General features: G+C 72.8%; 24 protein-coding genes. 10 read left to right on the top strand and 14 right to left on the bottom strand.

The window, feature by feature from the left end; all coding sequences use genetic code 11:
• Nucleotides 1-30: 30 nt before the first annotated feature.
• Together BJY16_RS19130 and BJY16_RS19125 are read right to left on the bottom strand one after the other, a co-directional pair.
• Entirely contained in the window at nucleotides 31-843 is an 813-nt protein-coding gene (locus tag BJY16_RS19130; protein ID WP_185040836.1) for a dioxygenase family protein, read from the bottom strand.
• An 81-nt stretch (nucleotides 844-924) separates the two neighbouring features.
• Nucleotides 925-1,773 (bottom strand): helix-turn-helix transcriptional regulator, encoded by an 849-nt coding sequence (locus BJY16_RS19125; protein WP_239177934.1) that lies wholly within the window; start codon nucleotides 1,771-1,773, stop codon nucleotides 925-927.
• Nucleotides 1,774-1,865: 92 nt separating this feature from the next.
• Here BJY16_RS19125 and BJY16_RS19120 point away from each other — a divergent pair, with 92 nt between their 5' ends.
• Both BJY16_RS19120 and BJY16_RS19115 read left to right on the top strand, forming a co-directional pair.
• A complete protein-coding gene (locus BJY16_RS19120) occupies nucleotides 1,866-4,187 on the top strand; it encodes a glycosyl hydrolase family 18 protein (protein WP_185040834.1) in 2,322 nt (773 codons plus the stop codon).
• Between the two features lie 452 nt (nucleotides 4,188-4,639).
• The gene (locus BJY16_RS19115; protein ID WP_185040832.1) at nucleotides 4,640-5,056 is read left to right on the top strand and encodes a hypothetical protein; all 417 of its coding nucleotides are present in this window, start codon (nucleotides 4,640-4,642) and stop codon (nucleotides 5,054-5,056) included.
• A gap of 27 nt (nucleotides 5,057-5,083) precedes the next feature.
• Here BJY16_RS19115 and BJY16_RS19110 read toward each other — a convergent pair whose 3' ends face one another.
• Genes BJY16_RS19110 through gntF form a run of 3 tightly spaced genes read right to left on the bottom strand, consistent with a single transcriptional unit; the run spans nucleotide 5,084 to nucleotide 7,135 of the window.
• On the bottom strand, nucleotides 5,084-5,569 hold the full coding sequence (locus tag BJY16_RS19110; RefSeq protein WP_185040831.1) for a DUF6325 family protein: 486 nt from the start codon (nucleotides 5,567-5,569) through the stop codon (nucleotides 5,084-5,086).
• Nucleotides 5,569-5,790 carry an SHOCT domain-containing protein gene (locus BJY16_RS19105; protein ID WP_185040829.1) on the bottom strand — a complete coding sequence of 74 codons (222 nt, stop codon included), beginning with the start codon at nucleotides 5,788-5,790 and terminating at the stop codon, nucleotides 5,569-5,571. The genes BJY16_RS19110 and BJY16_RS19105 overlap by 1 nt, the downstream gene beginning before the upstream one ends.
• 52 nt (nucleotides 5,791-5,842) lie before the next feature.
• Nucleotides 5,843-7,135, bottom strand: coding sequence for a guanitoxin biosynthesis pre-guanitoxin forming N-methyltransferase GntF (gntF, locus tag BJY16_RS19100; RefSeq protein ID WP_239177935.1), 1,293 nt, complete (start codon nucleotides 7,133-7,135; stop codon nucleotides 5,843-5,845).
• Between the two features lie 247 nt (nucleotides 7,136-7,382).
• On the opposite strand from gntF, the gene BJY16_RS46455 reads away from it, so the two are divergent.
• Complete coding sequence (locus tag BJY16_RS46455) at nucleotides 7,383-7,997, top strand: PH domain-containing protein (protein WP_203759291.1); 615 nt, start codon at nucleotides 7,383-7,385, stop codon at nucleotides 7,995-7,997.
• Here BJY16_RS46455 and BJY16_RS19090 read toward each other — a convergent pair whose 3' ends face one another.
• From BJY16_RS19090 to BJY16_RS19080, 3 genes are all read right to left on the bottom strand, one after another.
• Nucleotides 7,998-8,597, bottom strand: coding sequence for a DUF4352 domain-containing protein (locus tag BJY16_RS19090; RefSeq protein WP_203759278.1), 600 nt, complete (start codon nucleotides 8,595-8,597; stop codon nucleotides 7,998-8,000).
• A 215-nt stretch (nucleotides 8,598-8,812) separates the two neighbouring features.
• Entirely contained in the window at nucleotides 8,813-10,612 is a 1,800-nt protein-coding gene (locus BJY16_RS19085) for a CocE/NonD family hydrolase (protein ID WP_185040827.1), read from the bottom strand.
• A 97-nt stretch (nucleotides 10,613-10,709) separates the two neighbouring features.
• On the bottom strand, nucleotides 10,710-11,204 hold the full coding sequence (locus BJY16_RS19080; protein WP_185040825.1) for an Lrp/AsnC family transcriptional regulator: 495 nt from the start codon (nucleotides 11,202-11,204) through the stop codon (nucleotides 10,710-10,712).
• A 122-nt stretch (nucleotides 11,205-11,326) separates the two neighbouring features.
• On the opposite strand from BJY16_RS19080, the gene BJY16_RS19075 reads away from it, so the two are divergent.
• Together BJY16_RS19075 and BJY16_RS19070 are read left to right on the top strand one after the other, a co-directional pair.
• A complete protein-coding gene (locus BJY16_RS19075; protein ID WP_185040823.1) occupies nucleotides 11,327-12,529 on the top strand; it encodes a trans-sulfuration enzyme family protein in 1,203 nt (400 codons plus the stop codon).
• Nucleotides 12,530-12,551: 22 nt separating this feature from the next.
• Entirely contained in the window at nucleotides 12,552-14,894 is a 2,343-nt protein-coding gene (locus BJY16_RS19070) for a thiamine pyrophosphate-binding protein (protein WP_185040821.1), read from the top strand.
• A gap of 15 nt (nucleotides 14,895-14,909) precedes the next feature.
• Here BJY16_RS19070 and BJY16_RS19065 read toward each other — a convergent pair whose 3' ends face one another.
• Nucleotides 14,910-15,419, bottom strand: a complete 510-nt coding sequence (locus BJY16_RS19065) for a VOC family protein (RefSeq protein ID WP_185040819.1) — start codon at nucleotides 15,417-15,419, stop codon at nucleotides 14,910-14,912.
• 52 nt (nucleotides 15,420-15,471) lie between these two features.
• On the opposite strand from BJY16_RS19065, the gene BJY16_RS19060 reads away from it, so the two are divergent.
• Complete coding sequence (locus tag BJY16_RS19060; protein ID WP_260418291.1) at nucleotides 15,472-16,254, top strand: AraC family transcriptional regulator; 783 nt, start codon at nucleotides 15,472-15,474, stop codon at nucleotides 16,252-16,254.
• Here BJY16_RS19060 and BJY16_RS19055 read toward each other — a convergent pair.
• The 3 genes from BJY16_RS19055 to BJY16_RS19045 are packed head-to-tail and all read right to left on the bottom strand — an operon-like array spanning nucleotide 16,247 to nucleotide 19,034.
• Nucleotides 16,247-17,242, bottom strand: coding sequence for a CU044_5270 family protein (locus BJY16_RS19055; protein ID WP_185040817.1), 996 nt, complete (start codon nucleotides 17,240-17,242; stop codon nucleotides 16,247-16,249). The two genes, BJY16_RS19060 and BJY16_RS19055, sit on opposite strands and share 8 nt — an antisense overlap.
• Nucleotides 17,242-17,814, bottom strand: coding sequence for an RNA polymerase sigma factor (locus BJY16_RS19050; protein ID WP_203759280.1), 573 nt, complete (start codon nucleotides 17,812-17,814; stop codon nucleotides 17,242-17,244). Before BJY16_RS19050 ends, BJY16_RS19055 begins: the two co-directional genes overlap by 1 nt.
• A 53-nt stretch (nucleotides 17,815-17,867) precedes the next feature.
• Nucleotides 17,868-19,034, bottom strand: coding sequence for an ROK family transcriptional regulator (locus BJY16_RS19045; RefSeq protein WP_185040815.1), 1,167 nt, complete (start codon nucleotides 19,032-19,034; stop codon nucleotides 17,868-17,870).
• A gap of 43 nt (nucleotides 19,035-19,077) precedes the next feature.
• On the opposite strand from BJY16_RS19045, the gene BJY16_RS19040 reads away from it, so the two are divergent.
• From BJY16_RS19040 to BJY16_RS19030, 3 genes are all read left to right on the top strand, one after another.
• Nucleotides 19,078-19,905, top strand: a complete 828-nt coding sequence (locus BJY16_RS19040) for a LacI family DNA-binding transcriptional regulator (protein WP_185040814.1) — start codon at nucleotides 19,078-19,080, stop codon at nucleotides 19,903-19,905.
• Nucleotides 19,906-20,024: 119 nt separating this feature from the next.
• Nucleotides 20,025-21,020 carry a glycosyl hydrolase gene (locus tag BJY16_RS19035; RefSeq protein WP_185040813.1) on the top strand — a complete coding sequence of 332 codons (996 nt, stop codon included), beginning with the start codon at nucleotides 20,025-20,027 and terminating at the stop codon, nucleotides 21,018-21,020.
• A gap of 63 nt (nucleotides 21,021-21,083) precedes the next feature.
• Nucleotides 21,084-22,055 (top strand): extracellular catalytic domain type 1 short-chain-length polyhydroxyalkanoate depolymerase, encoded by a 972-nt coding sequence (locus BJY16_RS19030; RefSeq protein ID WP_185040812.1) that lies wholly within the window; start codon nucleotides 21,084-21,086, stop codon nucleotides 22,053-22,055.
• Nucleotides 22,056-22,237: 182 nt separating this feature from the next.
• On the opposite strand, the gene BJY16_RS19025 is transcribed toward BJY16_RS19030, so the two are convergent.
• Nucleotides 22,238-23,122, bottom strand: a complete 885-nt coding sequence (locus BJY16_RS19025) for an NAD(P)H-binding protein (RefSeq protein WP_185040810.1) — start codon at nucleotides 23,120-23,122, stop codon at nucleotides 22,238-22,240.
• A 69-nt stretch (nucleotides 23,123-23,191) separates the two neighbouring features.
• On the opposite strand from BJY16_RS19025, the gene BJY16_RS19020 reads away from it, so the two are divergent.
• A complete protein-coding gene (locus BJY16_RS19020) occupies nucleotides 23,192-24,073 on the top strand; it encodes a LysR family transcriptional regulator (protein ID WP_185040808.1) in 882 nt (293 codons plus the stop codon).
• 461 nt (nucleotides 24,074-24,534) lie between these two features.
• On the opposite strand, the gene BJY16_RS19015 is transcribed toward BJY16_RS19020, so the two are convergent.
• Nucleotides 24,535-25,251: a GH25 family lysozyme gene (locus BJY16_RS19015; RefSeq protein WP_185040806.1), complete on the bottom strand. Its 717-nt coding sequence runs from the start codon at nucleotides 25,249-25,251 to the stop codon at nucleotides 24,535-24,537.
• Nucleotides 25,252-25,262: the final 11 nt, after the last annotated feature.

Raw genomic sequence — 25,262 nt, 5'->3', positions numbered from 1 at the left:
CTGCGGGCCCGGGCCGGGAGGCGTACGGCGTCAGGCGCGCTGCCAGAGGGCGGGCACGTTCGGCGGCTCCCAGCCCGGCATCGAGGTGTGACTCTGCAGGCAGCGGTAGCCGGCGCCGCCGTAGGTGACCTGCGCGCCGGCCGGGTACGCCGTGTTCGGCGCCCAGGTGCCGCCCGGCGCCGGGGGCTGGCTGGTCGGCGGCGTGCCCGGGCCGGCCGGCACGTCGAGGACGAAGTCGAAAGATCCCTCCCGGCCGCTGCCGCTGGTGCGCACGGTCATCAGCAGGCGCGGGTCGTAGAGCGAGTCGGTGCTGTTGCGCGGCTCCCCCGGGAAGTACAGCTGGGTGGTGAGCACCGGACGGTTCGGCGCCTGCGCCTTGACGTGGATGTGCCGGGTACGCCCGGGATACAGCCCCGGCACGATGGTGGTCAGCGTGAAGGCGCCGCTCGCGCCGGTGTACTGGTGGCCGCGCAGCTTGTAGCCGCTCATGTCGTACGCGCCGCTGTTGTCGGCCTGCCAGAAGTCCAGCAGCACACCGGCCAGCGGCTGGCAGCCGGTGCCGAAGACGTAGCCGCTCACCGTGAGGCGGGTGCCCGGCATGCCCGGGTCCAGCAGCGACGTCCGCTGCGGCGATGAGGGTTTGAAGTACGGCCCCTCCATCTGCGGGGGCGTGTCCTCGTCGCCGTCGTCGCACAACGGCGTGGGTTCGAGCGAGCCGGCCCAGGCCCGGGTGGCGGCGCCCAGCAACAGCGGCGCCGGCACCGCTATCGCCGCGGCCTTGAGCAGGCTCTTGCGGGTGACACCGCCGCCGGGTTGTGGGGTGTCGATCGGCTCGTCGGCCATGTCGGCTCTCCTTCCTCTCGCGCCCGGAGGGGGCGCCGGATCGCCTCGACACTACGAATGCCATCGATCAGCAGCGATGGACTAACCGCCGGGATCGTGGTGATTTCCACGAAAGCCGCCCGGGGTGACCCCGGCCTCGCGGCGGAAGTACCGGCAGAAGTACGCCGCGTCGGCGAAGCCCAGCCGCCGCGCCACCTGGGCGACCGACAGGTCCGTGGCGGCCAGCAGCCGCTTGGCCTCCAGTACGCGCCGGTGCCGGATCACCTGCCCCGGCGACCGGCCGAGCGCCTGCCGGACCGCCTCGTTCAGGGTGCTCGCCGAGACACCGAGCCGGGCGGCGTAGGCGGCCACCGCCCACTCACCGAACGCCTCGTCGGCGAGCAACTCCTGGAACTGGAGCACCACGGCGCCGGCCGGACCGGACCCGCCGGCCGGGCGCTCGCGGTGCAGCCGTCCCATCTCGACGACGAGCACGCGCAGGTAGGCCTGCAGAACGGTCGCGAAGCCGGGATCGCGGTGCCGGTACTCGCGGTCCATGCTCGCGACGAGCGCCCGGATCCGCCCCGCGTCGGGGGCCGCCAGCCGGCGCGCCGGGCGCCGGGCCAGCGACTGCAGCGCGGCGCGGTCGCCGGGGTGCGCCAGCAGGAAGTCGTCGGTGAACAGGATGACGTGACCCTGCACCGGGGACCGCTGGCGCCAGCGATGAACCTGGCCGGGAGCGATCAGGCAGAGCTGCGGCGGCCGCAGCGGGCGCTCGTCGAGGTCGATGACGTGGCTGCCGCGCCCGCCGGTGACGAAGTCGATCTCGTAGAAGGTGTGCCGGTGGGCGAACTCGGCGCGGGACAGCGGGCCGATCCGGTCGAACGTGCCCATGGCGAACGGGAAGGTGTCCGGCTGGGGAACCTCCAGGTCATGGCGGGGCAGGTCCACGCCGCGCTCCTCACCGCATCCGGGGCAGGTCTTGACGCATCGACATCTGACTATGAACGTTGTTAGGAAAGTTTACTAACAGGAGGTTTCCCATGCGAAGACGGATCCGGCCCCTGACCGCCGCCGCGGCGGCACTGGCGCTGCTCGCCGCGGTCGTCGCCGCACCGAGCCCCGCCTCCGCCGCGAGCGGGCTCACCGCCACCTTCTCCGCCGCCGACAACGGCTCCTGGTACCAGGACAAATACGTCATCAGCAACCCGACCACGAGCGCCGTCACCGGCTGGACGCTCGAGTTCGACCTGCCCGCCGGCGTCAGCATGTCGAACAGCTACAACGGCACGGTGACCCGGACCGGCAACCACGTCACCGTGGTCAACGCCCACTACAACGGCACCGTCGCGGCAGGGGCCACGACCGAGCCGTTCAGCTTCTGGTTCATCGCCACCGGCTCGGCCGCCCCGCCGCTGAACTGCCGGATCAACGGCAACAAGTGCGACGGCAGCGCGGACCGGGCGCCGGGCACGCCGACCGGCCTGGCGGTCACCGGCAAGACGACCAGGAGCGCCTCGCTCCAGTGGACCGCGGCCACCGCCACCGACTTCCCGATCGCGGGCTACGAGGTCCTGCGCGGTGACACCGTCGTCGCCGGTGTCACTGGCACGACCGCCACCGTCGGCGGCCTCGCCCCGAACACCGCGTACACCTTCGCGGTCCGGGCCAAGGACGCCCGCGGCAATCTGTCCGCCGTGAGCGCCACCGTCTCGGTCACCACGCTCAACCCGGCCGACGACACGACGCCACCGCCCGCGCCGGGCGCCCCGCGCGCCACCGGCAAGACCGCCACCAGCGCCACCCTGGCCTGGACCGCGGTGACCGACCCGAGCGGCATCGCCGGCTACGACGTCTACCGTGGCGGCCAGCTGGCCACCACCACGACCGGCACCACGGCCACCGTGGACGGGCTCACTCCGCTGACGACCTACACCTTCACGATCAAGGCCCGGGACACGTACGACAACAGCTCCGCCCCGAGCAACGCGGTCACCGTCACCACCGACGACGTGGTGGGCGCCGGCAAGTACGCCAAGGTCGGCTACTTCGTCCAGTGGGGCATCTACGGACGGCAGTACTTCGTCAAGAACCTGGACACGTCGGGCTCCGCGGCGAAGCTCACCCACCTCAACTACGCGTTCGCCAACCTGGACCCGAAGAACCTGACCTGCCTGCAGGGCGTCACCAAGGGCACCACGTCGAATCCGCAGGACCCCGACCAGGGCACCGGAGCCGGCGACGCCGACGCCGATTACGGCCGGCCGTTCAGCGCCGCGCAGTCCGTCGACGGCGTCGCCGACACCGGCTGGGAGAACCTGCGCGGCAACTTCAACCAGCTCAAGAAGCTCAAGGCGAAGTACCCGGATCTGAAGGTGCTCATCTCGATCGGCGGCTGGACGTACTCCAAGTTCTTCTCCGACGCGGCGGCGACACCCGCGGCCCGGGCGAAGCTGGTCAGCTCCTGCCTCGACATGTACCTCAAGGGGAACCTGCCGGTGAGCGGCAACGCCGGCGGCCCGGGCACCGCGGCCGGCATCTTCGACGGCATCGACCTCGACTGGGAGTGGCCGGGCGCCGAGGGACACGCCGGCAACCACTGGGGCGCCCAGGACAAGGCGAACAACCTCGCCCTGTTCGCCGAGTTCCGCAAGCAGATGGACGAGCTGACCAGGAGCACCGGCAAGCGTTACCTGCTCACCGCGTTCACCCCCGCGGACCCCGCCAAGATCGCGGCGGGCTGGGACATCAGCAAGGCCGACGGTACGCCCAGCGTCTTCGACTACATGGATTTCGCGAACGTCCAGGGCTACGACTTCCACGGCGCCGGCAGTGACAACTCGTGGGAACCGAACCGCACCGGCCACCAGGGCAACCTGCGCGGCGACGCCGAGGACCCGTACCCGTTCCACTTCAGCGCCGAGAACGCCATCACGACGTACACCGACGCCGGCGTCAACCCGCGCCAGCTCACCCTCGGCTTCGCCTTCTACGGCCGGGGCTGGCAGGGCGTCACCGCCGGCACCCTGCCGGACGGCACCTCCGCGTACGGCGAGTGGCAGAGCGCGACCGGGGCGGCGCCCGGCCAGTTCGCCGAGGAGGCCGGCACCCGCGGCTACTCGAATCTGCTGGCCATGGTCCCCGGCTGCACGGTGCGCCACGACACCCAGTCGGTGGCGACGTACTGCTTCACCGGCAACGGCGGGCAGTGGTGGACCTTCGACGACACCTGGTCCATCGCGCAGAAGTCCGCCTGGGCCCGCACCCGGAACCTGCTCGGCGGCATGATCTGGGAGATGTCCGGTGACACCACCTCGGGCACCCTGATCACCGCCCTCGACACGGGCCTGCCCGCACCACGCTGACCCCGCTCCCGCCGCGGCGGCCGGGCGACCGGCCGCCGCCCCGAGCACCTCACCGTGGTCGGCGTCGATGGTAATGCCTTGAGCACGGGTCGCTGGCATCCCCGGAGCACGATGACCGCGAATGAGCACGCTGACCGCGAATCGGAAATAATTCTGTCAATCCGCGGCCGTTGCCGAAAATTGGTATGCGGCAATCGGCCTCTCTTCGCATGCGGGCGCTAACGTTGCCGGGCGGCACCCAGTGGCAGGTGTATCCCAGTAGCGCTACAAAAACCTTCAAGGGAGGCAAGGTCGCAGCGCCTTACGAGGAGAGGTTCCGCGTCTCCTCGAAGAGGATCTAGCCGCCGCCCGCGTTGGTCTTGAAGTCCCGTTGCGCCGGTGCAGTCGGCGTGACGGGCACAGCTCTCCGAGGAGCCTCAGTGCCCGTGCGGCGTGTCAGTCCGCTTGTCGTCATGCTCGCCGTCGTGTCCGGGTGCGGGACGGGTGGCGATCCCGCCCCGGTTCCGCCCCGGCCGGGCGTGACCTCTACTGCGGCCGCGTCACCGGCGACCGCGGGAGCACCCGCGAAGCTGGTCCTGTCCGCGGAGTTCCCCGAACTCATTCCGCCGGCCAGTGGGGACGGCGATGCCGCTCTTCCGGAGTTCACCCACACCGGGACGGGATACACGCTCGTCATCCAGTGCTCGGGCGGCGGGACGATCGAGGTCAAGCGGACGGGTGAGGACCGCATCGAGCCGTATCCGTGTGACGGCGTGCCGTCGGTCTACCGGGTGCATGCCGGCGGTCAGAAGCACCACGTCGACGTTCACGTGACCGGCGAGGCGCACTGGACGATCCAGGTGGTTCAGGGTCTGCTCAGCAGCCTGTGAGCCGGTGGCAGGCCGGAACGCCTCGGGTCAGCCCGGATGCCGCTGGCTCACCAGGGTCTCGAGTGCCGCGAGGTCGGCGGGGGCCAGCCAGGTCTCCTCCAGCGGGACGCCGCCCGCCTTCTGGATGGCGGTGGTCAGCGGGCCGGCCCAGAGGTGCTCGATCAAGGCGACCGCGGCCACCGAGCCCGGCGGCACGGCGTCGGCCAGGGACCACGCCGCGTCGTCGGGGACGGTCACGCCGGTCTCGCCGTCCGGCCGGCCGAGGAGGGCGGCGGTCACGCCGGTCTCGCCGTCCGGCTGGCCGAGGAGGGCGGCGGTCACGTGCCCCAAACCCGCCTCGGTGCCGGGTGGCACGGGCAGCGTCTCGACCGCGCCGTCCTCGTCGCGGGCGACCAGGAGCAGGTCGACCAAGCGGACGATGCCGGCCTCGCGGAGCCGGGTGAACTCGGCGATGATCTCGCCGGAGAACGCCGGGTGGTCGAACCCGACGACGAGCACCTGCACCGGCCCCATCAGCGGTTCACCCGCGCGCGCAGGTCCCGGTACTCCTCGGCGGTGATCACTCCGGTGTCGAGCAGGTGCTGCAACGCCGGCAGCGGGTCGGCGGCCGGCTGGGGCCGCGGACGGGCCGGGTGCGAGGCCGCGTAGGCCTGCGCCGGCGTGAACCGGCCACCGTAGTAGGGCACGTCGCCGGTCATCCCGGAACGCCGCAACTGCCTCGGCACCAACAGCATCGGTCCCCCTCTCGACGTGCCGCCAGTCTGACCCGCCCGGCGGGGCGGCACCTCATCCGCAGCGGAGGGTGCCCGCCGGATGGGCGCGGCGGGCGCCGCAGAGCAGGATCCCGGCGTACCCGTGGGCGCCGTGCTGGTCCGTCGGCACCACCTCGACCCCCTCGCGCAGCGGCGTGAAGTGCGGCCGCAGGGCCGCCCGGAGGTCGCCCTCGTCGATGTCGGCGCCGGGGAAGGTCTTGCCGCCGACCGTGTAGCCGCGGCACCGGCGCAGCGCCGCGGTGAGGAAGAGGCCGCCGGGCTGGACCAGGCCGGTGATGTGCCGCATGAACAGTTCCCACGTGGCGCGGTCGCCGGTCGCCGAGTCCGCGCAGTAGGCGCTGACCACGGTCGGGTAGCTCCGGTCCAGCGGACGAGGATGGCGCGCGTCCACCCGTACGATAGTCGTGATCTTCGCTCTGGTGAGGTCCTCGCGGGCGGTCACCTCGGCGTCGGTGGGACAGGGGTTGCCCTCGCACCGCAGGGTGTAACGGACGAACGGCCGCCAGTCGTGGGCGCCCGGGGCACGCTCGATCCACCGCTGGATCTCGGCCAGATTCTCCGGCAGATAGTCGCCCAGATGGATCTCGGAGGCCGTCTCGGCGCAGGCGAACACGTGGTGCAGGGTGGGACCGGTCCCGAAGTACAGGACCGGCTGATCGGGCTCGGCGTGGCGCATCGCGTCGACCAGGAACGCGATGGTGGCGATCTCGTCCGGCTCGACGGTCCGGTAGTAGTCGGTGAGGTACTCGGCCGGCACCCAGTCGGTGTCGAAGGACGCGTGCCCGCGGCCCACGACGGTGCGGGTGAGCCGGGCGAGCGCGCCTTCGTAGAGGGCCGCGCCGAGGTTGGCGCCGCCGAGGAAGATGAGCGCCTCGTCGGTGGTGATGGCGTCGGTCGCGGCGGCGGCCCCGAACGCGGCCAGGTAGTACGGCACCTCCTTGGCGATCTCGGTGCCGGTGTACGCCACCGCGGCGGCCAGCCGGGCGGCGGACCCGGCGCCGCAGCGGCGCCGGGTGAGGTCGTACGCCAGTTTGGACAGCACGTTGCTGCTGGTCCCGGTCGCCGCCAGCAGATTCCCGTTCGCCCTCAGGCCGGCCCGCAGCCCGAACGCCCAGGCCGCGTAGCTGACCAGGAGGAACGCCACCACCGACCGGTGACCGAGGTCGCCGAGCATCCCGGACGCGACCAGACCGGCGCCGGTGGCCGCCGCGACCGCGTCCAGCGCGTACGTCGACGCCACGGTGGCCGCCAGGCTCACCACCCAGGCGGCCACCGGCGACATCGCCGGACGGTGCGCTGCGTCCATCGCTCCTCCTCCACTCCACGGTGCTGATGGAGACGGCGGAGGAGGCCCGATGCGTACGTCACCTTGCCGACATCGAGTGGTCCGCTCTGCTCCGGACCCGCTGCGGGGACCTGGTGAATCCGCAGCGGGAACAGCGCCGACAAAAGCGTGACCGGATCCGGCCGAAAGGCTGAGGGCGCTGCCGGGATCGCCTCGTCCGGAACGGATATGGTGCGCTGCGAGATTCGCTCGACCCCGAGGTATTCCGATGACTGGCATGACCGACATGAACCCGACGAGCACGACGGTCCTGTGGGCGGGGGTTTCGCAGGATCTCACGTCGCTGGCCACCGGCGGGCGGCTGCAGACCGGGTCGTACACGGTGACCGAGGACGCGATCCGGTTCGCTTCCGGCCTCATCTCGACCCGCGAGGAAACCATTCCGCTCTGGCTGATCACCGATGCCGACATCACCCAGCACATCGCGCAGCGAATGCGCGGGGTCGGCGATCTGACGCTGCGTCTCGATCCGTCGCGGGCCGGCCGCTTCGGGCAGTATGTGCTCATTCTCCGGTCCATCGAGAACCCCGCCGGGGTGCGTGACCTGATCCTGCGCCAGGCGAACGCGGTGCGTCAGTACTGGGCCCAGCACCACTACCAGCGCGACATCGAGCTGCGCCGGGCCGGGGCGGCCTCGACCAACGTCGTCGTGCCGGCGGTGGTGCCGCAGCAGCCGCAACAGCCGGTGCCGGCGCTGGAGCCGGCGCCGGCCGCGTCCTCCGGCGACCTGATGGCCCAGCTGGTCAAACTCGGCGAGATGAAGACCGCCGGGCTGCTCACCGACGAGGAGTTCACCGCGGCGAAAGCGAAGCTGCTGGCCTAGTCACCCGCCGAGGGCCACCGTGACGCCGCCGGAGAGCAGCGAGTCGTGCAGTCTGAGGCTGGTCAGCTTGACCTTCTTCGGCACGTCGAAAACCAGTTTGCCGGTCGCCTTCTCGCCCGGTTCGACTTTCTGCAGAAAGGCCTCGGCGCCCCGGTTCGCATAGACGCCGGCCAGCTCGTCGCTGCCGTATTCGGTGCCGGCCGCGTCGTAGGCCTTCTGCGCGTGCCCGACGAAATACTTCGCGCCGTCGCCGACATTGCGGACCGAGAGGCTCACCACGCAGTACTTTCCGGCGGCGGTGCGCTTGAGGTGTTCGACGCCGATCGTGGTGTGCGAGCAGTCCACCCGGGTGACCACGAATTCGAACCGTCCGTCGCGCACCGCGGCGCCGAGTCCCGGCGGGGCCGCGCCGGCCTGCGCGGGCGTGTCGGCGGTCGCCGCGGCCGGCTGCTTGCGGCTGTACTGCTCGGCCACGATCCCAGCGGCGAACAGCGCCACCACCGCGGCGACCGCGACCAGGACCGCGAGCGACACCTTGGTCTTGGAGACGGGCCGGGCGGGCCGGATCGGGCGGCGGTGCTGACGGAGGTCGTGCGACATCGGACCACTCCAGGGGCCGGGCCGGGTTCACTCCCCTCACTGTCAGCTACCACGCCGTCACGAACCAGTGATTCGGCCTGATCAGCGGCATTCTTCGCCTGATCGGACAAGTCACTCCGATTCCCCCGGCGGCGACGGCCTCCGGTCCGCTTCCGGACCGGAGGCCGTCACACCGTTTCCGGTACGACTTCAGCCCCGCCGAGCCACCCCCGGCGTCACCGCCGCTTGTCGACGGCCAGCCGGAAGGTCCCCTCCCCCACCTCGGGGAAGGTCCGGGTGTACTGCCGCAGATAGGTGTCCAGGTACGGCGACCGGTCCCCCTGGGTCGGCACGTCGTACCGCGGGTTCTGCAGCGCCAGGCTCAGTCGCGTCCGGCTGACCTGGATCGTGTTGCCGCTGGGTGTGTCCAGCCAGCTGCCGCTGCCGATGGTGCCGATCTGCACGGCGAGCCGGTGCCCCGTCTGGAAGGTCCAGTCGGTCGACTTCAGGTCGAAGCCGACCCGCCCGGCCCGCTCGATCAGCGCCACGTTCTCGTCGAACATCACCCCGGTCCCGTCCGGAGCGACGTCCCACAACCGCACCAGCACGTTGCCCGCCGCGCTCGCGTTCAGCGTGACCCGCGGCGTCGCGGTGATCCGCACCGGGGACGTCACCGGCGCCGACCACCGGAAGTAGCTGTGCGCGTCGTCGGCGAGCGGGGCGAACCCCTTCGCGGCCGGCGGCGCCGGGTCGGCGTAGTGCTCCATGTCCCACTGCTGGTCGCCGGACGCGGCCGGCGCGGCCAGCGCCGAGGCGACCCCGTCGTCCACGTACTGCCCGTCCGGCAGCTTCAGGGTGGGGTACGACTGCGCGATCGGCCAGGTCGGCTGCGCCCGCCAGGCGCCGGTGCTGTCCTCGATGGCGAACGCCGGGTCGTGCACGGCCGGCCGGATGCCCTTGAGGTAGTAGTCGTAGAGGCGCATCACCTCGTCGAAGAAGCCGGCCCGGCCCATCAGCAACTGCCCGGAGCTGTTGGTCTCGTTGCCGCGCACGTGCTCCCACTGCCCCAGCCAGCCCCGCTCGACCCCGTGGTGGTTGGCCAGGAACTCGTCCATGTCCTCGGGCTTGGTGTTCGGCTCGATGAAGCCCTGGGTGACGAAGAGCGGGGTGTTGGTGCCCTTGGCCTGCGCCGCGAGGTTACGGGCCCGCCAGTAGGACGAGCTCAGGTCGGGATTGTTGTTGTTGGTGAGGTTGTCGCTGAGGCACTCCGGGTGACTCTGCTCGTAGGCCGCGTTCGCCCGGTAGCGGGCGCTGTCGTCGGGCAGCGGGGCCAGCGTGGCGATGCTGTTGTAGGCGTTCGGCGTGCCGGTCACGTTGGGCCGCGGCACCGAGTTGCTGAACAGGTAGTTGTACATGTTCCAGACCGGCTCCTGGGCGACCACCGCCTTGAGCGGCTTGAGGCGCAGGTTGTTGCCGACCAGGCCGGTCACCGCGTCGTACGACTTGCCGTACATGCCCACCTTGCCGGTCGACCAGGGCTGGCTCGCCGACCACTGGATCGCCGCCCGCACGTCGGCCTGCTCGCCGGGGCCGACCCAGTCGAGGCAGCCGGTGCTGCCGCCGAAGCCGCGCAGGTCGACCATGACGTAGGTGTAGCCGCGGGCGAAGAGGTTCGTGCCGGTGGTGAAGTCGGCGAACCGGCTGGACGGGCCGGTCTGCGTCCAGCCCTCCGGGCCGGTCTGGCCGGCGTGCGCGAAGTAGGGCCCGACCGCGAGGATCACCGGGGTCTTGGCGCCGGCCGGCAGGTGCGCCGGGCGCAGCACGTCGGCGTGGAGCTCGACGCCGCTGCCGTCGGCGGACGGGAAGTACGCCTCCGTCCACACCGCGCCCTCCGGCACCCGGGGGTTCTCCTCGTGGGTGACGCCACCGGGGCCCGCCGAAGGCGCCGCGGCGGCCGCCGCTGGGCCGCCCACCGCGAGGGCCGCGATCGTGATCAGCGCGCCGGCAGCGGCTGTGGTCCGCCTGCGTATGGTCATCTGACCTCCCAAGGCATAGAGCAGTGTCTCTGCACGCCCTGACGCTAGCCGGATCCGCGTCCTTTGTGGAGGCCCTGTCCCGGCGCGGCCGCACCGGTCACGCCGGCCGGTCCAGCACCCCCGCGCCCCGGCGCACCTCGAAGACCAGGTGCGTCTCGGTCTGCCGGACCACCCGGTGGGTGGTCACGTGCCGCAGCACGAAGTCGCGCAGCGCCGCGGCGTCCTCGACCGCGACGTGCAGGTGGAAGTCGTCCGCGCCGGCCAGATGGAAGGCCTGGATGACGCCGGGCGCGGCGGCCAGCGCCGCGTACAGCTGGTTGACGTTGGCCATGGTGTGGCTGCCCAGCCGGACCTTGACGATCGCCTGCAGCGGGTAGCCCAGCAGGGCCAGATCCAGCTGCGCCCGGGTGCCGGTGACCACCCCGGCCTCGCGCAGCGCCCGGACCCGGTAGGCGCAGGTGGACTCGGCCAGGCCGAGGCGGTCGGCGAGCGCCTTGTTGGTCACCGCGGCGTCCTCGGCGAGGACGCTCAGCAGGCGACGGTCGAGATCGTCGAGCTGGCCGGCCGGCGCGGCGCCCCGGTCCGGTTGCACATTCCGCAATGAAATCGCTCCCAATCCGCCGCCGCTCGCTGGAAAAGACAGGATCTGCCGGCTGGCCTGTGGATTTTGCAAGAAGTCTAGGAAAAAGTTGGGATAACCGGAAACCTCGTCGCATGACCAGCTCCCTGCACCGCGACTCGCTCGCCGTGCACGCCGGCCGCGACGACCTCACCGCGCTCGGCGTCCACGCCCTGCCCCTCGACCTCTCCTCGACCAATCCGCTGCCGGACATCCTGAGCGGCGGCGACTCCTACGAGGCGATGGCGACCGGCGGCCGTCCCGTGCCGGAGGGCGGCGCGGTCTACGCCCGGCTCTGGAACCCGACGGTGGCCCGGTTCGAGACCGCGCTGGCCCGCCTGGAGCACACCGACACCGCGGTGGCCTTCGGCTCCGGGATGGCGGCGATGACCGCGGCGATCCTGGCGCACACCACGATGACCGGCCGGCGCCACGTGGTCGCCGTCCGGCCGCTGTACGGCGGCACCGACCACCTGCTGGCCACCGGCCTGCTCGGCACCGAGGTGAGCTTCTGCGACGAGGCGCAGGTCGGCGACGCCATCCGGCCGGACACCGGGCTGATCGTCCTGGAGACCCCGGCCAACCCGACCCTGGACCTGGCCGACATCGCGGCCGTCACCGAGCGGGCCGGCCCCGTCCCGGTGCTCGTCGACAACACCTTCGCCACCCCGGTGCTGCAGAACCCGGCCACGCTGGGGGCGGCGATGGTGCTGCACAGCGCCACCAAGTACCTCGGCGGGCACGGCGACGTGGTCGGCGGGGTGATCGCCTGCGCCGAGGAGACCGCCGCCCGGCTGCGCCAGGTCCGCGCGGTCACCGGCGGCCTGCTCCACCCGCTCGGCGGCTACCTGCTGCACCGGGGCCTGGCGACGCTGCCCGTCCGGGTCCGCGCCCAGCAGGCCACCGCGGCCCGGCTCGCCGGCTGGCTGGCCGGGCACCCGGCCGTCGACCGGGTCCACTACCCCGGCCTGGACGGCGACCCCCGCGGCCTGCTCGGCCGCCAGATGCACGGCACCGGCGCGATGCTCTCGGTCAGCCTGCGCGGCGGGTTCGACGCCGCCGCCCGGCTCACCTCCGGGACCCGGCTGTTCACCCACGCCGTCTCGCTGGGCGGGGTCGACTCGCTGATCCAGCACCCGGCGTCGCTCACCCACCGGCCGGTCGCCGCCGAGGCCCGGCCGTGCGCCGCGCTGGTGAGAATCTCCGTCGGCCTGGAACACTGCGACGACCTGCTGCAGGATCTGGAACAGGCGCTCGCGGCCACCGCCGGGGCGCCGGTCACCGCTGCCACCCGTTAGCACCGACCCACCGGAGACACCGATGAACCACCGGCCGACCGCCGAGCACCCCGACGCCGCCACCCTGCGCGAGATCGCCCGCCGCGTCCTGTGGCTGTCCGCGTCGATCGTCGACGCCGCGAACGCCGGCCGCCCCAACGACTCCGGCGTCAAGGTGGGCGGTCACCAGGCGTCCAGCGCCTCGATGGTGGACATCATGGTGGCCCTGTGGTTCGCCGAGCTGACCAGCCGGGACCGGGTGTCGGTCAAACCGCACGCCTCGCCGGTGCTGCACGCCGTCAACTATCTGCTCGGCGACCTGGACGAGGCCTACCTGCCGCGGCTGCGGGCCCAGGGCGGCCTGCAGTCCTACCCGTCGCGGCGCAAGGACCCCGGCACGGTCGACTTCTCCACCGGATCGGTGGGCATCGGGGCGACCGCCGCGCTGTGGGCCGCCATGGCGCACCGCTATCTCGGCTCCCGGTTCACCGAGGCGCCGGCCGGCGGCCGGTTCGTCAGCCTGCTCGGCGATGCCGAGCTGGACGAGGGCGCGATCTGGGAAGCCGTGATGGACCCGGCCGTCGCCAAGCTCGGTGAGCTGCTCTGGGTCGTCGACCTCAACCGCCAGTCGCTGGACCGGGTGGTGCCGGACATCCAGATCGCCAAGCTGCAGGGCATGTTCGCCGCCGCGGGCTGGCAGGTCGTCGTGCTCAAGTGGGGCCGGGTGATCTCCCGGCTGTTCGAGCGCCCCGGCGGGCCGGCGCTGCGGGCCCGGCTGGAGGCGATGCCGAACGAGGAGTACCAGCGGATGCTGCGGGTCGAGCCCGCGGAGATCGCCGGCCGGATCCTGGCCGGTGGCGCGCCCTCGGCCGACTCCCCGGAGCTCAAGGCGCTGCTCGACGAGATCCCGCCGGACGAGCTCGCGGCCGCCGTCCGCGACCTCGGCGGTCACGACCTGGGCCTGCTGGTGGACACCTTCCGCGGCGTCGACCAGCACCGGCCCAGCGTGGTGTTCGCCTACACGGTCAAGGGCCGGGGCCTGCCGACCGAGGGCCACCCGAACAACCACTCGGCGCTGCTGTCGCCGGCGCAGATGGACGCCCTCGCGGTCTCCTGCGGGATGGATCGGCAGGCGCCGTGGCAGCGGTTCGCGCCCGGCACCGCCGCCGGCGAGCTGTGCCGGCAGCGGGCCGAGGTGCTTCGCCGCGAGCCGGTCGCGCCCACCGCGCCGCTCCCGGTGCCGGCCGAGCTGGGCCACGGCTACCGCAAGCCGACCAGCACCCAGGCCGCCCTCGGCAGGCTGCTGGCCGACCTGCCGCGCGACGCTCCGGAGGCCGCGGCCCGGGTCGTCACCTGCTCGCCGGACGTCGCCTCGTCCACCAACCTGGGCGGCTGGATCAACAAGACCGGCGTCTGGTCGGTGGAGGACCGGCACGACTGGTTCGCCGACGACGCCGAGCGGGTGCTGCGCTGGCAGGAGAACAGCAACGGCCAGCACATCGAGCTCGGCATCGCCGAGGTGAACCTGGTCTCCCTGCTGGGCGAGCTGGGCGCGACCTGGTCCCGCTGGGGTGAGCGGCTGATCCCGATCGCCACCCTCTACGACCCGTTCGTCACCCGCGCCCTGGAGCCCTGGTCCTACGGCATCTACGCCGGCGGCCAGTCGATCCTGGTCGGCACCCCGTCCGGGGTGACCCTGGCGCCGGAGGGCGGCGCCCATCAGTCGATCACCACCCCGTCGATCGGCCTGGAGCAGCCCGAGTGCGTCGCCTGGGAGCCGGCGTTCGCCCAGGATCTGGAGTGGTGCTTCCTGCACGCGATGAGCGGGGTCGGGGTGGCGGGCGGCTCGTCGGCCTACTTCCGGTTGTCCACCCGGCCGATCGACCCGCGGCTCGCCCGGGTGCCCGACGACCCGGCGCTGCGCGAACGCCGGCGCCGGCAGGCCGTCGCCGGCGGGTACCGGCTGCCCGCCGCGCACGCGCCGGGCGACGAGCAGGTCACCCTGGTCGGCGTCGGCGCGATCATGCCCGAGGTGCTGGCCGCCGCGGACGCGCTGGCCGAGCAGGGCGTCCCGGCCGGGGTGGTCTGCCTGACCAGCCCGGACCTGGTCTTCCGCTCGTTCCAGCAGCGCGGCAGCCGGACGGCCGGGGTGGGCGGCGGCATCCTGGACGAGCTGTTCCCGGCCGCCCAGCCGGCTCCGCTGGTCACCGTGCACGACGGCCATCCGCACACGCTGGCCTTCCTCGCCGCCGCCCGCGGTGACCGGATCCGCTGCCTCGGGGTGACCGCGTTCGGCCAGTCCACCAGCCTCGCGGACGCCTACCGCCTGCACGGCATCGACAGCGGCTCCATCGTCGACGCCGCGCTCACCGTGGTGGGCCGCTGACCACCGGGCCGCTGACTACTGGGCCGCCTGCGTCTGCTGCGCGGCCCAGTCCGCCACCCGGCGTGCGCTCTCCTCCTCGGACAGGTCCTCGACCCGGGTCATCACCGACCAGCGCACCCCGAACGGGTCCCGGATGCTGGCGAACCGGTCACCGGACACGAAGGTGGTCGGCGCCTCGCGGATCGTCGCGCCGGCCGCCTCGGCCCGGGCCACCACCGCGTCGACATCCGGGCAGTACAGCCCGATCGAGTAGCAGTCCTGGTCCCCGCCGGGCGGCGGGACCAGGCCGTACTCCGGCGACGGCTGGCCGAGCTGGAGCAGGCCGTCACCGAAGTCGAGGACGGCGTGCCCCACCGCGCCGCCGAACTCGGTCACGTCGACCAGCCGCGCCCCGAAGATCTCCTGGTAGAAGTCGAGGGCGGCCCGGGCCTCCGGGATGACCAGGAACGGGGTCAGGCGGGTGGCGCCGTGCGGCGTGCCGTTCGTCGTGTACTTGCCATCAGCTGCGGGAATCGTCTCGGTCATGGGTCAGAATCTAGGGATGTCCGGCCCGGAGCAGCTTGAAGATTCGCGACAGATGCCGCAGCCCCGGGGCGTGCTCTACCCGGCGCGGCTGCCCACCTTCGACCGGCTCCCGGCGCCCGAGCCGGTGGCGTCGCTGGTGCGCTGGTTCTGGATCCCGGAGTGGCGGATCCAGCCCGGCCGGACGTCGCGTCAGCAGGTGATCGCCTTCCCGGCCTGCAACCTGGTCGTCGAGCCCGGCGGGGTCGGCCTGGCCGGGCCGACCACCCGCACGTCCTTCCGGGACCTGACCGGCTCCGGCTGGGCGGTCGGGGCCCTGCTGCGACCGGCGGCGGTGCCGCACTTCGCCGCCGACCCGGCGGGGCTGCGCGACGCGTACCGTCAGGTGGATCTCGCGGTCCTGCACACGGCGGTCCGTGAGGTGATGAGCGGACCCGGGGACGGGCCGGACCGGCGTCGCCGGGCGGTCGAGGTGTTCAGTGCCTGGCTGGCCGCCGAGGTGCCGCCGCCGGACCACGAGGGGCTGCTGGCGAACACGATGGCCGAGGTGATCGACTCCGATCCGGCGATCCGCACGGTCGCCGACGCGGCCGCCCGGCTGGCGGTCTCGGCCAGGTCGCTGCAGCGGCTCGCGCACCGCTACGTCGGGCTGACCCCGTCCATGATGATCCGCCGGCGGCGGCTGCAGGAGGCGGCCGAGCGGCTGCGCACCGAGCCGGAGACGACGCTGGCCGTGGTCGCCGCCGACCTCGGTTACAGCGACCACGCGCATCTCGCCAACGAGTTCCGGTCGGTGCTCGGCCTGACCCTGAGCGGTTACCGCGAGCAGGTCACCTAGTGTCGAAAAGCCGGTCGACGATGACCTGTCTGGTGTAGATCACCTGGCGCAGCACGTCGCCCTTGCGGGTGGCCGGGAAGCCGTCGTCGTGCCCCTCGCGCTCGTCGGCCACCGCGATCAGCCGGTCCCCGATCAGCCGGTAGGTCTGCTTGTCGAAGAGCAGCTCCCGGGACAGGTAGCCCTCCTCGATCCGGCCCATGCCGATCGCCGGCCGGCCGTCGATGTTGACCGCGTCGTTGTTCACCTTCATGCCCGGCTGCTGGGCCAGGTAGCGGAAGAAGGCCGCCTCGACCTTCGGCGGCAGCACGTACTGGCCGACCAGCGCCTCCGGGTCCATCGAGGTCGGGCCGGGATCGTCGTAGAAGGCCTGGATCTTCTCCGGCGTGGTCAAGCCGGTCAGCCGGGACCAGTCGATCCGGCCCCAGCTCATGCCGTTCTTGCCCTTCTCGAGCACCTCGATCCGGCCGGTGTTCCGGGTCTTGGCCCACACCTCACCGTCCAGCCGGTTCCACTCCTGGATCGTCCGGTACTTCGCCCGGCCGGGCAGCAGGCTGCCGTTCGGGTTCTCGTTCTCGTAGCCCGCCGGGTTGCGCAGCTCGCGGGTCTCGACATACATGAACTGGTCCGGTGCCGGGTCGGTCCACTGCTGCCGCTCGGCGGTCCACGCCGCGTTCTCCAGGTACTGCGCGGCGCTGACCGGGCGCAGGTAGGGCATGCCGCCGCCGCCCGGCTCCTGGCGCGCCGTCGACGGCAGGGCCACCGGCGGGGTCACCGGCGCGACGGTCCGGTGGGCGACCGCGAAGGCCACCGCCACGGTCGCGGCGCCGGCCATCCCGACCGCGATCGGGATCCGGAAGGAGAAGCGGCGCCCGGCCCGGCGGCGCCCGCCGATCCGGCCGGCGAGGGCCGCCCGGGCCCGCTGCCGCGCCTCCGGAGACGGCGAGGCGTCCGGGCCGAAAGCCTCGCGCAGCACCCTCATCTCGTCCATCACTCCTCCATCTCGATCTCGGCGCCGAGCGCCTCCCGCATCGCCTGCCGGGCCCGGTGCAGCCGGGACCGGGCGGTCCCGGCCGGGATCCCCAGCGCCGCCGCGGCCTCCTGCTGGTTGAGCCCGGCCCAGGCGACCAGCAGCAGCACCGCGCGGACCGGCTCCGGCAACCTCCGCAACGCCTCGGCGAGCCGGCCCCGGACGGCGGCCGCGTCGAGCCGGCCGGCGACCCCGTCGATCAGCCCGTACTCGGTGCCGCGGTCCTGCCCGCCGGCCCGGGCCAGAGCCTTGTAGCGACGCGTTTCCGCGCGGACGTGCCGGGCGACAAGGTTGGAGGCGATGCCGAACAGCCACGGCCGCACCTCCCCGTGCTCCGCGTCGAAGGTCTGCCGCCGGTCGAAGGCGATCAGGAAGGTCTCCGAGGCGACGTCCTCGGCCAGGTCCGGGCCGAGCCGCCGGGCCACGTACGCGTAGATCGCCTGATGGTGCCGGTCGAACAGGGCGGTGAACCGCTCGGGCGCCTGGCTCGCCTCCTCGATGAGGCGCGCATCGGTGTCGCAGTCAGTTCTCACACGGGTACTTCGCCGCAGCGGCGCAAAGTGTTCGCGGCGGTGTGCCGCAGCTCTCACAGCACGTCGGCGGCGGTGTGCCCGGGAGCGATCGACGCCTGCACCACCAGCGCCGCCGCGCCGATCCCGGCCGCGTCCCGGGGCTGCGCGGACAGCTCCACGACGATCTCGTGGCGGTGCCGGGCGTGCGCGCCGGCGGCCAGCGCGGCACGCAGCCGGCGGGCGTAGATCGAACCGGCCACCGCCATCCCCGGCCCGGTCAGCACCACCCGGCCCAGGTCGAGCAGGTTCACCATCGAGGTGACCGCGACGCTCAGATAGCCGGCCGCCCGGTCGATCACCGCGAAGGCGTCCGGGTCGCCGCTGACCGCGGCGTGCGCGATCGCGTCGTACGCGCTGAACACGGTCTTCTGCTCGACCGGCAGGCCGGCCGCGCGCGCCGCGTCGACGGTGGCCGCCATCGAGGCGTAACGCTCGACGCAGCCGCGGTTGCCGCACGGGCAGGGCAGGCCGTCGTACGCGATCGACACGTGCCCGAGCTCGCCGGCGTCGAAGCTCGCGCCCCGGTGCAGCGCCCCGCCGAAGACCAGCCCGGCGCCGATCCCGGAGGACAGGTAGACGCTGCCGAACGCCTGCTCCCGGGACACCCGCCGGCTCCAGAACTCGCCCAGCGCCGCGGCCGCCGCGTCGTTCTCCACCAGCACCGGGACGCCCAGCCGCTCGGTCAGCGCGGCCCGGACGGCGGCCCAGGCCGGGCCGGTGTCCTCGTCGCCCGGCCGGGCGGTCGGTGCCACCACGGCCAGCCCCTCGATCCGGTCCCGGGGCAGGTCCAGGTCGGCGATGAAGTCGTCGAACCGCTCGGCCAGCCGGTCCGCCAGGTCGCCGCCGTCGAACGGGACCACCTCACGCCCCACCACGCCACCGGTCAGGTCGATCGCCACGCAGGTCACCGTCTCCGGCCCGAGCTGGAAACCGATGCCGAACCGGTTGGCCGCGGTGATCGCGAGCAGCTTGCGCGGCTTGCCGCGGATCGAATCGGCCGATCCGGTCTCGTGGATCACCCCGTCGGCGATCAGGTCGCGCACGATGTTGGAGATCGACGGCTGGGTGAGGCCGGTGCGCTCGGCGAGCTCCACCCGGCTGATCGAGACCGCCGAGCGGACCACGTCCACGACGAGGGCGCGACTGCCCGGCCCGGCCACGGAGGTTTCTCGGCGCGCCATGAGCGATACCGTACCTGTCGGCGGATCGAGGACGGAGGCACCGGTGACACAGGCGCAACGGCGGGTCGGGATGGTTCTCGCGCGGGCCTCGCGGGTGCTCGGCGAGGAGCCGTTCTACCACGAGTTCATCGAGGGCCTGGAGCGGGTGCTGACGCCGGCCGGGGTCTCCGTGCTGGTCAAGGTGGTGACCGACCGGCAGGCGGAGACCGAGACGTACGAGCGCTGGGCCGGGCGCCGGCGGATCGACGGCGTGATCCTGGTCGACCTGGCGCCGGACGACGACCGGGTCGCCCTGGTCGACCGGCTCGGCCTGCCCGCGGTGGTGCTGGGCGCCCCGTCCGCGGCCTCCGGGCTGCCGACGGTGTGGACCGACGACGCCGGTTACGCGCGGGACGCGGTCCGGTTCCTGGCCGGGCGCGGGCACCGGGTGATCGGGCACATCAGCGGGCCGCTCTCCTTCGTGCACAGCCGGCTGCGCCGGGAGGGCGCGCAGGCCGAGGCGGCGGAGCGGGAGGTGACGCTGGTGCAGGCCGAGGGCGATTATTCGTACGAGTCGGGCCGCGCCGCGGTCGACGAGCTGCTCGCCCGCAAACCCACCGCGATCGTCTGCGACAACGACCTGATGGCCCTGGCCGCCCTGGACGCGCTGCGCGAGCGCGGGCTCGCCGTCCCGTCCGAGATGTCGGTGGTGGCCTGGGACGACTCGCCGCTGTGCCAGCTCGCCACCCCGCCGCTCTCCGCGATCAGCCACGACGTGGCCGGCATCGGCGAGATCGCCGCCCGCGCCATGCTGGACGCGATGGACGGCCGCCCCCCGGCGGTCTACCAGGCGCCGCTGGCCCACCTGGTGGCCCGGGAGAGCACGAGTTAGCGGGTCTTCCGCGTTTCACGACTGATTAAATTATTAATCTAATCTTGACATCGATGTGACACGGGTCGCATGCTGGGCCGCGCACCGAGGAAGTCCGTCCCTCAACGGAGGTCCCCATCATGAGAATCCCCCGTCCCGTCTGGGCCGTCGGCGCCGCTCTCGCGCTGCTCGGCGCGGGCATGGTCCACAACGCGCCGGAGGCGTCGGCGTTCGCGGCCACCCCCAAGTCCACCGTCATCAACTACCTGAAGTCGATCACTGGCACGTCGATCGTCTCCGGCCAGCACAACAAGGAGCCGGCCAGCAACCCCGGCCAGTACACCGCGCAGGTCAAGGCGATCACCGGGCAGTACCCCGGCCTGTGGGGCGGCGACATGATGTTCACCAGCACCGACATCGCCAACCGGCAGAGCGTGATCAACCAGGCGAAGACCGAGTGGGCGAACGGCTCGCTGGTCGCGCTCACCTGGCACGCCTGCTCGCCGACCGTCGGCGCCACCTGCAACTTCGACGGCGGCGTGAAGACCACCATCTCGGACGCGCAGTTCCAGCAGATCGTCACCGGCGGCACCGCGCTCAACACCACGTGGCGCAGCCGGATGGCCGCCGTGGTGCCCTACCTGAAGCAGCTCAAGGACGCCGGGATCCCGGTGCTGTGGCGGCCGTTCCACGAGATGAACGAGAGCTGGAACTGGTGGGGTCACCGGCCCGGCGCCAACGGCTCCGCCAAGATCTACCAGCAGATGCGGGACTACTTCGACAGCCAGGGCCTGGACAACCTGATCTGGGTGTGGAACGTCCAGGACAACCCGACCGCCAACTGGGCGCAGTACTACCCGGGCAGCAACTACGTCGACGTGGTGACGCTCGACGCCTGGTACAAGAGCTACCCGTCGTCCTCGGACTACGCCCAGATCCAGTCGATCGCGGCGGGCAAGCCGATCGCGATCGCCGAGATGGGCAAGGTGCCGACCGCCACGCTGCTGAACAGCCAGCCGAAGTGGGCCTGGTTCATGATCTGGTCCGAGCAGCTGCGCGGCAGCAACACCAACGCCGAGATCCAGACGGCGTACTTCCTGCCGCGCGTCCTCAACCAGGGCGAAGTCCGCTTCTGACCCGCTCCCTGACCGTGGCCGCCGGCTCGGGAGCCGGCGGCCACACCCACAAGAAGGGCAAGAATGAACAAGCTGTTCGCGTACGCGGTGCGCACCGTGACGCTGTCCTTGCTGGTCGTGGCGCCCGCCGCGGCTTCGCTCGGGGCGCCCGCCGCGGCGGGCCCGGCATGCCGCCGGACCGCCGGCCCGGGCGAGCAGACGCTGACCGTCCCGTTCGCCGGCGTCGACTACCCGGTCACCGTCTACGTCCCGGCCGGCGCGCGGACCACCAAGCGCCTGCCCCTGGTCGTCAACCTGCACGGCACGCAGAGCACCGGCGGCAACCAGCTCCGCTACAGCGACATGGCGTCCGCGGCCGACCGGGACGGCTTCCTGGTCGTCGCGCCGAGCGGGAACATCCCGGCCGCCGCCGGCTTCGCCTGGAACGTGCCCGGGGTGGGCACTCCCCCGGCCGGCGCCCGGGACGACGTCGCCTTCCTCGCCGAGGTGGTCACGACCGCGGTCCGGTCGCTGTGCGGCGACCCGGCCCGGGTCCACGGCACCGGCTACTCCGGCGGCGGCCGGATGATCTCGGCGTTCGCCTGCGCCCGCGCCGACCTGCTCGCCGCGATCGCGCCGGTGGCCGGGCTGCGCGCCGGGCGGCCGGACCCGCTCGACCCGGCGAGGGTGGATCCGGCGTCGTGCCGCCCGTCCCGGCCGGTGCCGGTCCTCACCTTTCACGGCGAGCAGGACGGGACCAACCCGTACCAGGGTGGCGGGTCGCCCTACTGGCAGTACTCGGTGGCGGTGGCGCGGCAGCGCTGGGCCGAACTGAACGGGTGCCGGGACGGGGCCCGCACGGTCGCGGTCAGCGCGCACGTGACGCGGACGTCGTACCGGAAATGCCGTGGTCGTGCCGACGTCACGCTCTACACCGTGGCGGACGGCGGCCACACCTGGCCGGGCACCCCGGTCGACAACGGCAACGGCACGGTCACCCGGGAGATCGACGCCAACGCCCTGATGTGGGACTTCTTCCAGCGCCACCGCCACTGACCCGCCGACCGCCGCCGAGCCGCGGGCGGCGCCCGGAGCCGTCGGTCACGGTCGCCGCACCGCTCGCGATCCCGGCTGGGCCTCACGGGTGTCTCAAGACGGCCGAGACACCCGTGAGAGCCAGCCGGGGGCGTGAGCCGCGGCAGCGACCGTGACCCGGGCGGGAGGCCGCGGCCGGCGCTCTAGCGGGCGGCCGCCGGCTTGAGGACCCGCTCGCACCAGTCGCGGAAGGTGGTGGGCGTGCTGGTCTCCGGGGTGCGCCGGACGGCGTTGTCCAGGCCGGCGTCCTTGGCGACCATCATCTGGCGCATGTTCCGGGCCACCTCCGCGGACATGCCGTAGGTGCGCAGGGTGGCCTCGAACTCGTCGGGCGGCGTCTGACGGTAGGCCACCGGCCGGCCCAGCACCTCGCTGAGGATCCGGGCCTGGTCGGCGCCGGAGAGGTCCTCCGGGCCGAGCACCGGCACCTCGCCGTGTCCGGTCCAGCCGTCGTCGAGCAGCAGCCGGGTGGCGACCGCGGCGATGTCGGCGGTGGCGCAGGTGGGCAGCCGCCGGTCGGGCGCGACCACCGACGCGATGACGCCCCGGTGGACGATCGACGGGAGCTGGCCGAGGAAGTTCTCCATGAAGGACGGGTTGGCCAGCGCCCGGTACGGCACCCCGCTCGCGGCGATCAGGTCGTCCATCGCCAGCGCCGCGGTCACGTGCCCGGCGTCGTGCTCCCAGGGCGTGCCGCGGCCGAGCGCCGAGACGCCGACCACCCGGGCCACGCCCTGCTTGCCGAACGCGCCGACCGCCGGGCGGGTGAAGTCCAGGTAGTACCGCCGCAGGTCAGTGACCTGCTGGTCGGGCGGCACCAGCCAGAGGACGGCGTCCGCGCCGGCGCAGGCCTCGGTGATCACTTCAGGGTCGGCGTGCGATCCGGTGACCACGTCGACCCGGTCGCGGATCGTGGCGGGCAGCCGGGACGGGTCGCGGACCACGACGCGGACCGGTGCGTCCCGGTCGAGAAGGTTCTGGACGACGTGGGAGCCGATGTTTCCGGTGGCTGCGGTGACTACGAACATGCTGGTAGTCAACGCCGGGCACGGCGCTGTCTGAAGGACCGATCCGGTCGGCATTGATACCGTGCCGGTATGAGTGACCTGGAGGTCCGCCAGCTCCGGTACTTCGTCGCGGTCGCCGAGGAGCTGCACTTCGGCCGGGCCGCCGAGCGGCTGGGCATGGCGCAGCCACCGCTCTCCCGGGCGATCCGCGAGCTGGAGCGGCAGCTCGGCGTCCGGCTGCTGGAGCGGACCACCCGCCAGGTGGCGCTCACCGCCGCCGGGCGGGTGCTGCTGCGGGACGCCCGGACGGCGCTGGACGCGGTGGCCGCCGCGGACCGGCGGACCCGCAACGCCGGGAGCACGGCGCCGGCCCTGCGGCTGGCCTTCAAACCGGACTACGACGCGGGCCTGCTGCCCCGGATGCTCGCCGAGTACCAGAGGGATCCGGCCGCCCAGCCGGTGGACCTGCTGATGGGTGGCCGCGGCGAGCAGGTGCCGGCGCTGCGGGACGGGCGCGCCGACGTGGCGATCCTGCCGACGCCGTTCGCCGGGTCGGGCCTCGACTTCGAGCCGCTGCTCACCGAGCCGCGGCTGGTGGCGCTGGCGGCGGACGACCCGCTGGCCGCGCGGACCGGGCTGCAGCTGGCCGACCTGGCCGGGCGGATCCTGCCGGACGGCGTGCCCGCCGACGACGAGACCGGCCCGCCGCTGCCGGAGCACGACCGGCCGCCCTGCCGGGATCTGGGACAGATCCTTCACCTGATCGAGTTGGGCGCGGTGGTCTGGTTCCCGCCGCTGTCGCTGGTCCGCCGCCACCGCCGCCCGGGCATCGCCTACCTGCCGGTCCGCGATCTGGGACCGTCCACCCTGGTGGTGGCCTGGCCGCAGGACTCGCACTCCCCGGCGGTGGCCGCCTTCGTCCGCGCCGCCACCGACGTCGCCGCCCTGCACACCGCGCGTCAAACGGCCTGAGGCTCCGCTGAGCGCCGGCCCGGCCGCGTTTCCGGACCAGACCATCATCGCTGCCGCGATATCGCCCCTTTCTTGCGGATCTTTTTCGGGTACGACCGGTAGCCCTGTGGCAGTCGGCGCGCGAGGCCGCGGCCCGCTCGCGGGCCGTGGCGCGTGTCGTGCGGGTCCGCCGGCGCACCGCGTTGCCCTGCCCGCCCACGGCCGCGACGCGCGCCCGGTCCGGCCACGACCGCGGGACGCGCGCCCCCGGTCCGGCCGCGACTGCAGGTCGCATCGCGGCCGGTATGGCCGTGGCCTCGCCGCCCCCGGCGGACCCGCACGACACGCGCAGCGGTCCGTGAGCGGGCCGCGGCCTCGCGGGCCGACTCGCACAGAGCTGCCGGTCGTACCAGAAAATGATCCGCGAGAGGGCAGGCGGCGTCGCGGCAGCGAGACGGGTCTGTCGTTCAAGAGAGGTGCGCTCAGCAGGGCCCGTCGCAGGCCAGCACCTTCAGCCGGTCCAGCGCGCCGTGCCACTGGTTGGAGTCGCCGGCGAACGGGCCGGTGCTGGAGTACTGCCAGAACGACCAGGTCGGCGCGCCGGCCGGCAGGGTGCCCGGCGTGCCGGCGTAGCGGGCCAGCCAGAGCGGGGAGTTCGCCCAGAAGCCGCCGTAGTTGCCGGTGCAGGTGGTCCACCAGTCGGTGGTGGTGTAGATGACCGCCCAGCGGCCGGTCAGCGTGTGGTAGCGGTTCAGGAACGCGGAGATCCAGCTGCGCATCGACGCCTGGGACAGGCCGTAACAGGTGGCGCCGTACGGGTTGTACTCGATGTCCAGCGCGCCGGGCAGCGTCCGGCCGTCCCGCGACCAGCCGCCGCCGTGCGCCACGAAGTAGTCGGCCTGCGCCGCGCCGCCCGCCCCGTTCGGGATGGCGAAGTGGTACGCCCCGCGGATCATCCCGACGTTGTAGGAGCCGTTGTACTGCTGGGCGAAGTACGGGTTGGTGTAGTAGCCGCCCTCGGTCGCCTTGACGTAGGCGAACCGCGAGCCGGCGTTCCACTGCGCCGGCCAGTTGACGTTCCCCTGGTGGCTGGAGACGTCCTGGCCGTAGGTGACGGCGGCGGCCCGCGCGGGTGCGGCCGGGAGCAGGATCAGGCCGAGCGCGGCGAGCAGCACGGCCAGGCGGGAGCGGACGGTCATGGGTGGACCTC

The sequence above is a fragment of the Actinoplanes octamycinicus genome, from assembly GCF_014205225.1.
Taxonomy (GTDB): Bacteria; Actinomycetota; Actinomycetes; order Mycobacteriales; family Micromonosporaceae; genus Actinoplanes; species Actinoplanes octamycinicus.
The sequence above is the reverse complement of the archived record's forward strand: the minus strand, read 5'-3'. Positions and strand labels throughout refer to the sequence as shown.

Bases quoted from the DNA above. Each gene is read 5' to 3' on its own strand.
- BJY16_RS19130 (WP_185040836.1), bottom strand. From the start codon at position 843: ATGGCCGACGAGCCGATCGACACCCCACAACCCGGCGGCGGTGTCACC.
- BJY16_RS19120 (WP_185040834.1), top strand. From the start codon at position 1,866: ATGCGAAGACGGATCCGGCCCCTGACCGCCGCCGCGGCGGCACTGGCG.
- BJY16_RS19115 (WP_185040832.1), top strand. From the start codon at position 4,640: ATGCTCGCCGTCGTGTCCGGGTGCGGGACGGGTGGCGATCCCGCCCCG.
- BJY16_RS19110 (WP_185040831.1), bottom strand. From the start codon at position 5,569: ATGGGGCCGGTGCAGGTGCTCGTCGTCGGGTTCGACCACCCGGCGTTC.
- BJY16_RS19105 (WP_185040829.1), bottom strand. From the start codon at position 5,790: ATGCTGTTGGTGCCGAGGCAGTTGCGGCGTTCCGGGATGACCGGCGAC.
- gntF (WP_239177935.1), bottom strand. From the start codon at position 7,135: ATGGACGCAGCGCACCGTCCGGCGATGTCGCCGGTGGCCGCCTGGGTG.
- BJY16_RS46455 (WP_203759291.1), top strand. From the start codon at position 7,383: ATGACTGGCATGACCGACATGAACCCGACGAGCACGACGGTCCTGTGG.
- BJY16_RS19090 (WP_203759278.1), bottom strand. From the start codon at position 8,597: ATGTCGCACGACCTCCGTCAGCACCGCCGCCCGATCCGGCCCGCCCGG.
- BJY16_RS19085 (WP_185040827.1), bottom strand. From the start codon at position 10,612: ATGACCATACGCAGGCGGACCACAGCCGCTGCCGGCGCGCTGATCACG.
- BJY16_RS19075 (WP_185040823.1), top strand. From the start codon at position 11,327: ATGACCAGCTCCCTGCACCGCGACTCGCTCGCCGTGCACGCCGGCCGC.
- BJY16_RS19070 (WP_185040821.1), top strand. From the start codon at position 12,552: ATGAACCACCGGCCGACCGCCGAGCACCCCGACGCCGCCACCCTGCGC.
- BJY16_RS19065 (WP_185040819.1), bottom strand. From the start codon at position 15,419: ATGACCGAGACGATTCCCGCAGCTGATGGCAAGTACACGACGAACGGC.
- BJY16_RS19060 (WP_260418291.1), top strand. From the start codon at position 15,472: ATGCCGCAGCCCCGGGGCGTGCTCTACCCGGCGCGGCTGCCCACCTTC.
- BJY16_RS19055 (WP_185040817.1), bottom strand. From the start codon at position 17,242: ATGGACGAGATGAGGGTGCTGCGCGAGGCTTTCGGCCCGGACGCCTCG.
- BJY16_RS19045 (WP_185040815.1), bottom strand. From the start codon at position 19,034: ATGGCGCGCCGAGAAACCTCCGTGGCCGGGCCGGGCAGTCGCGCCCTC.
- BJY16_RS19035 (WP_185040813.1), top strand. From the start codon at position 20,025: ATGAGAATCCCCCGTCCCGTCTGGGCCGTCGGCGCCGCTCTCGCGCTG.
- BJY16_RS19030 (WP_185040812.1), top strand. From the start codon at position 21,084: ATGAACAAGCTGTTCGCGTACGCGGTGCGCACCGTGACGCTGTCCTTG.
- BJY16_RS19025 (WP_185040810.1), bottom strand. From the start codon at position 23,122: ATGTTCGTAGTCACCGCAGCCACCGGAAACATCGGCTCCCACGTCGTC.
- BJY16_RS19020 (WP_185040808.1), top strand. From the start codon at position 23,192: ATGAGTGACCTGGAGGTCCGCCAGCTCCGGTACTTCGTCGCGGTCGCC.
- BJY16_RS19015 (WP_185040806.1), bottom strand. From the start codon at position 25,251: ATGACCGTCCGCTCCCGCCTGGCCGTGCTGCTCGCCGCGCTCGGCCTG.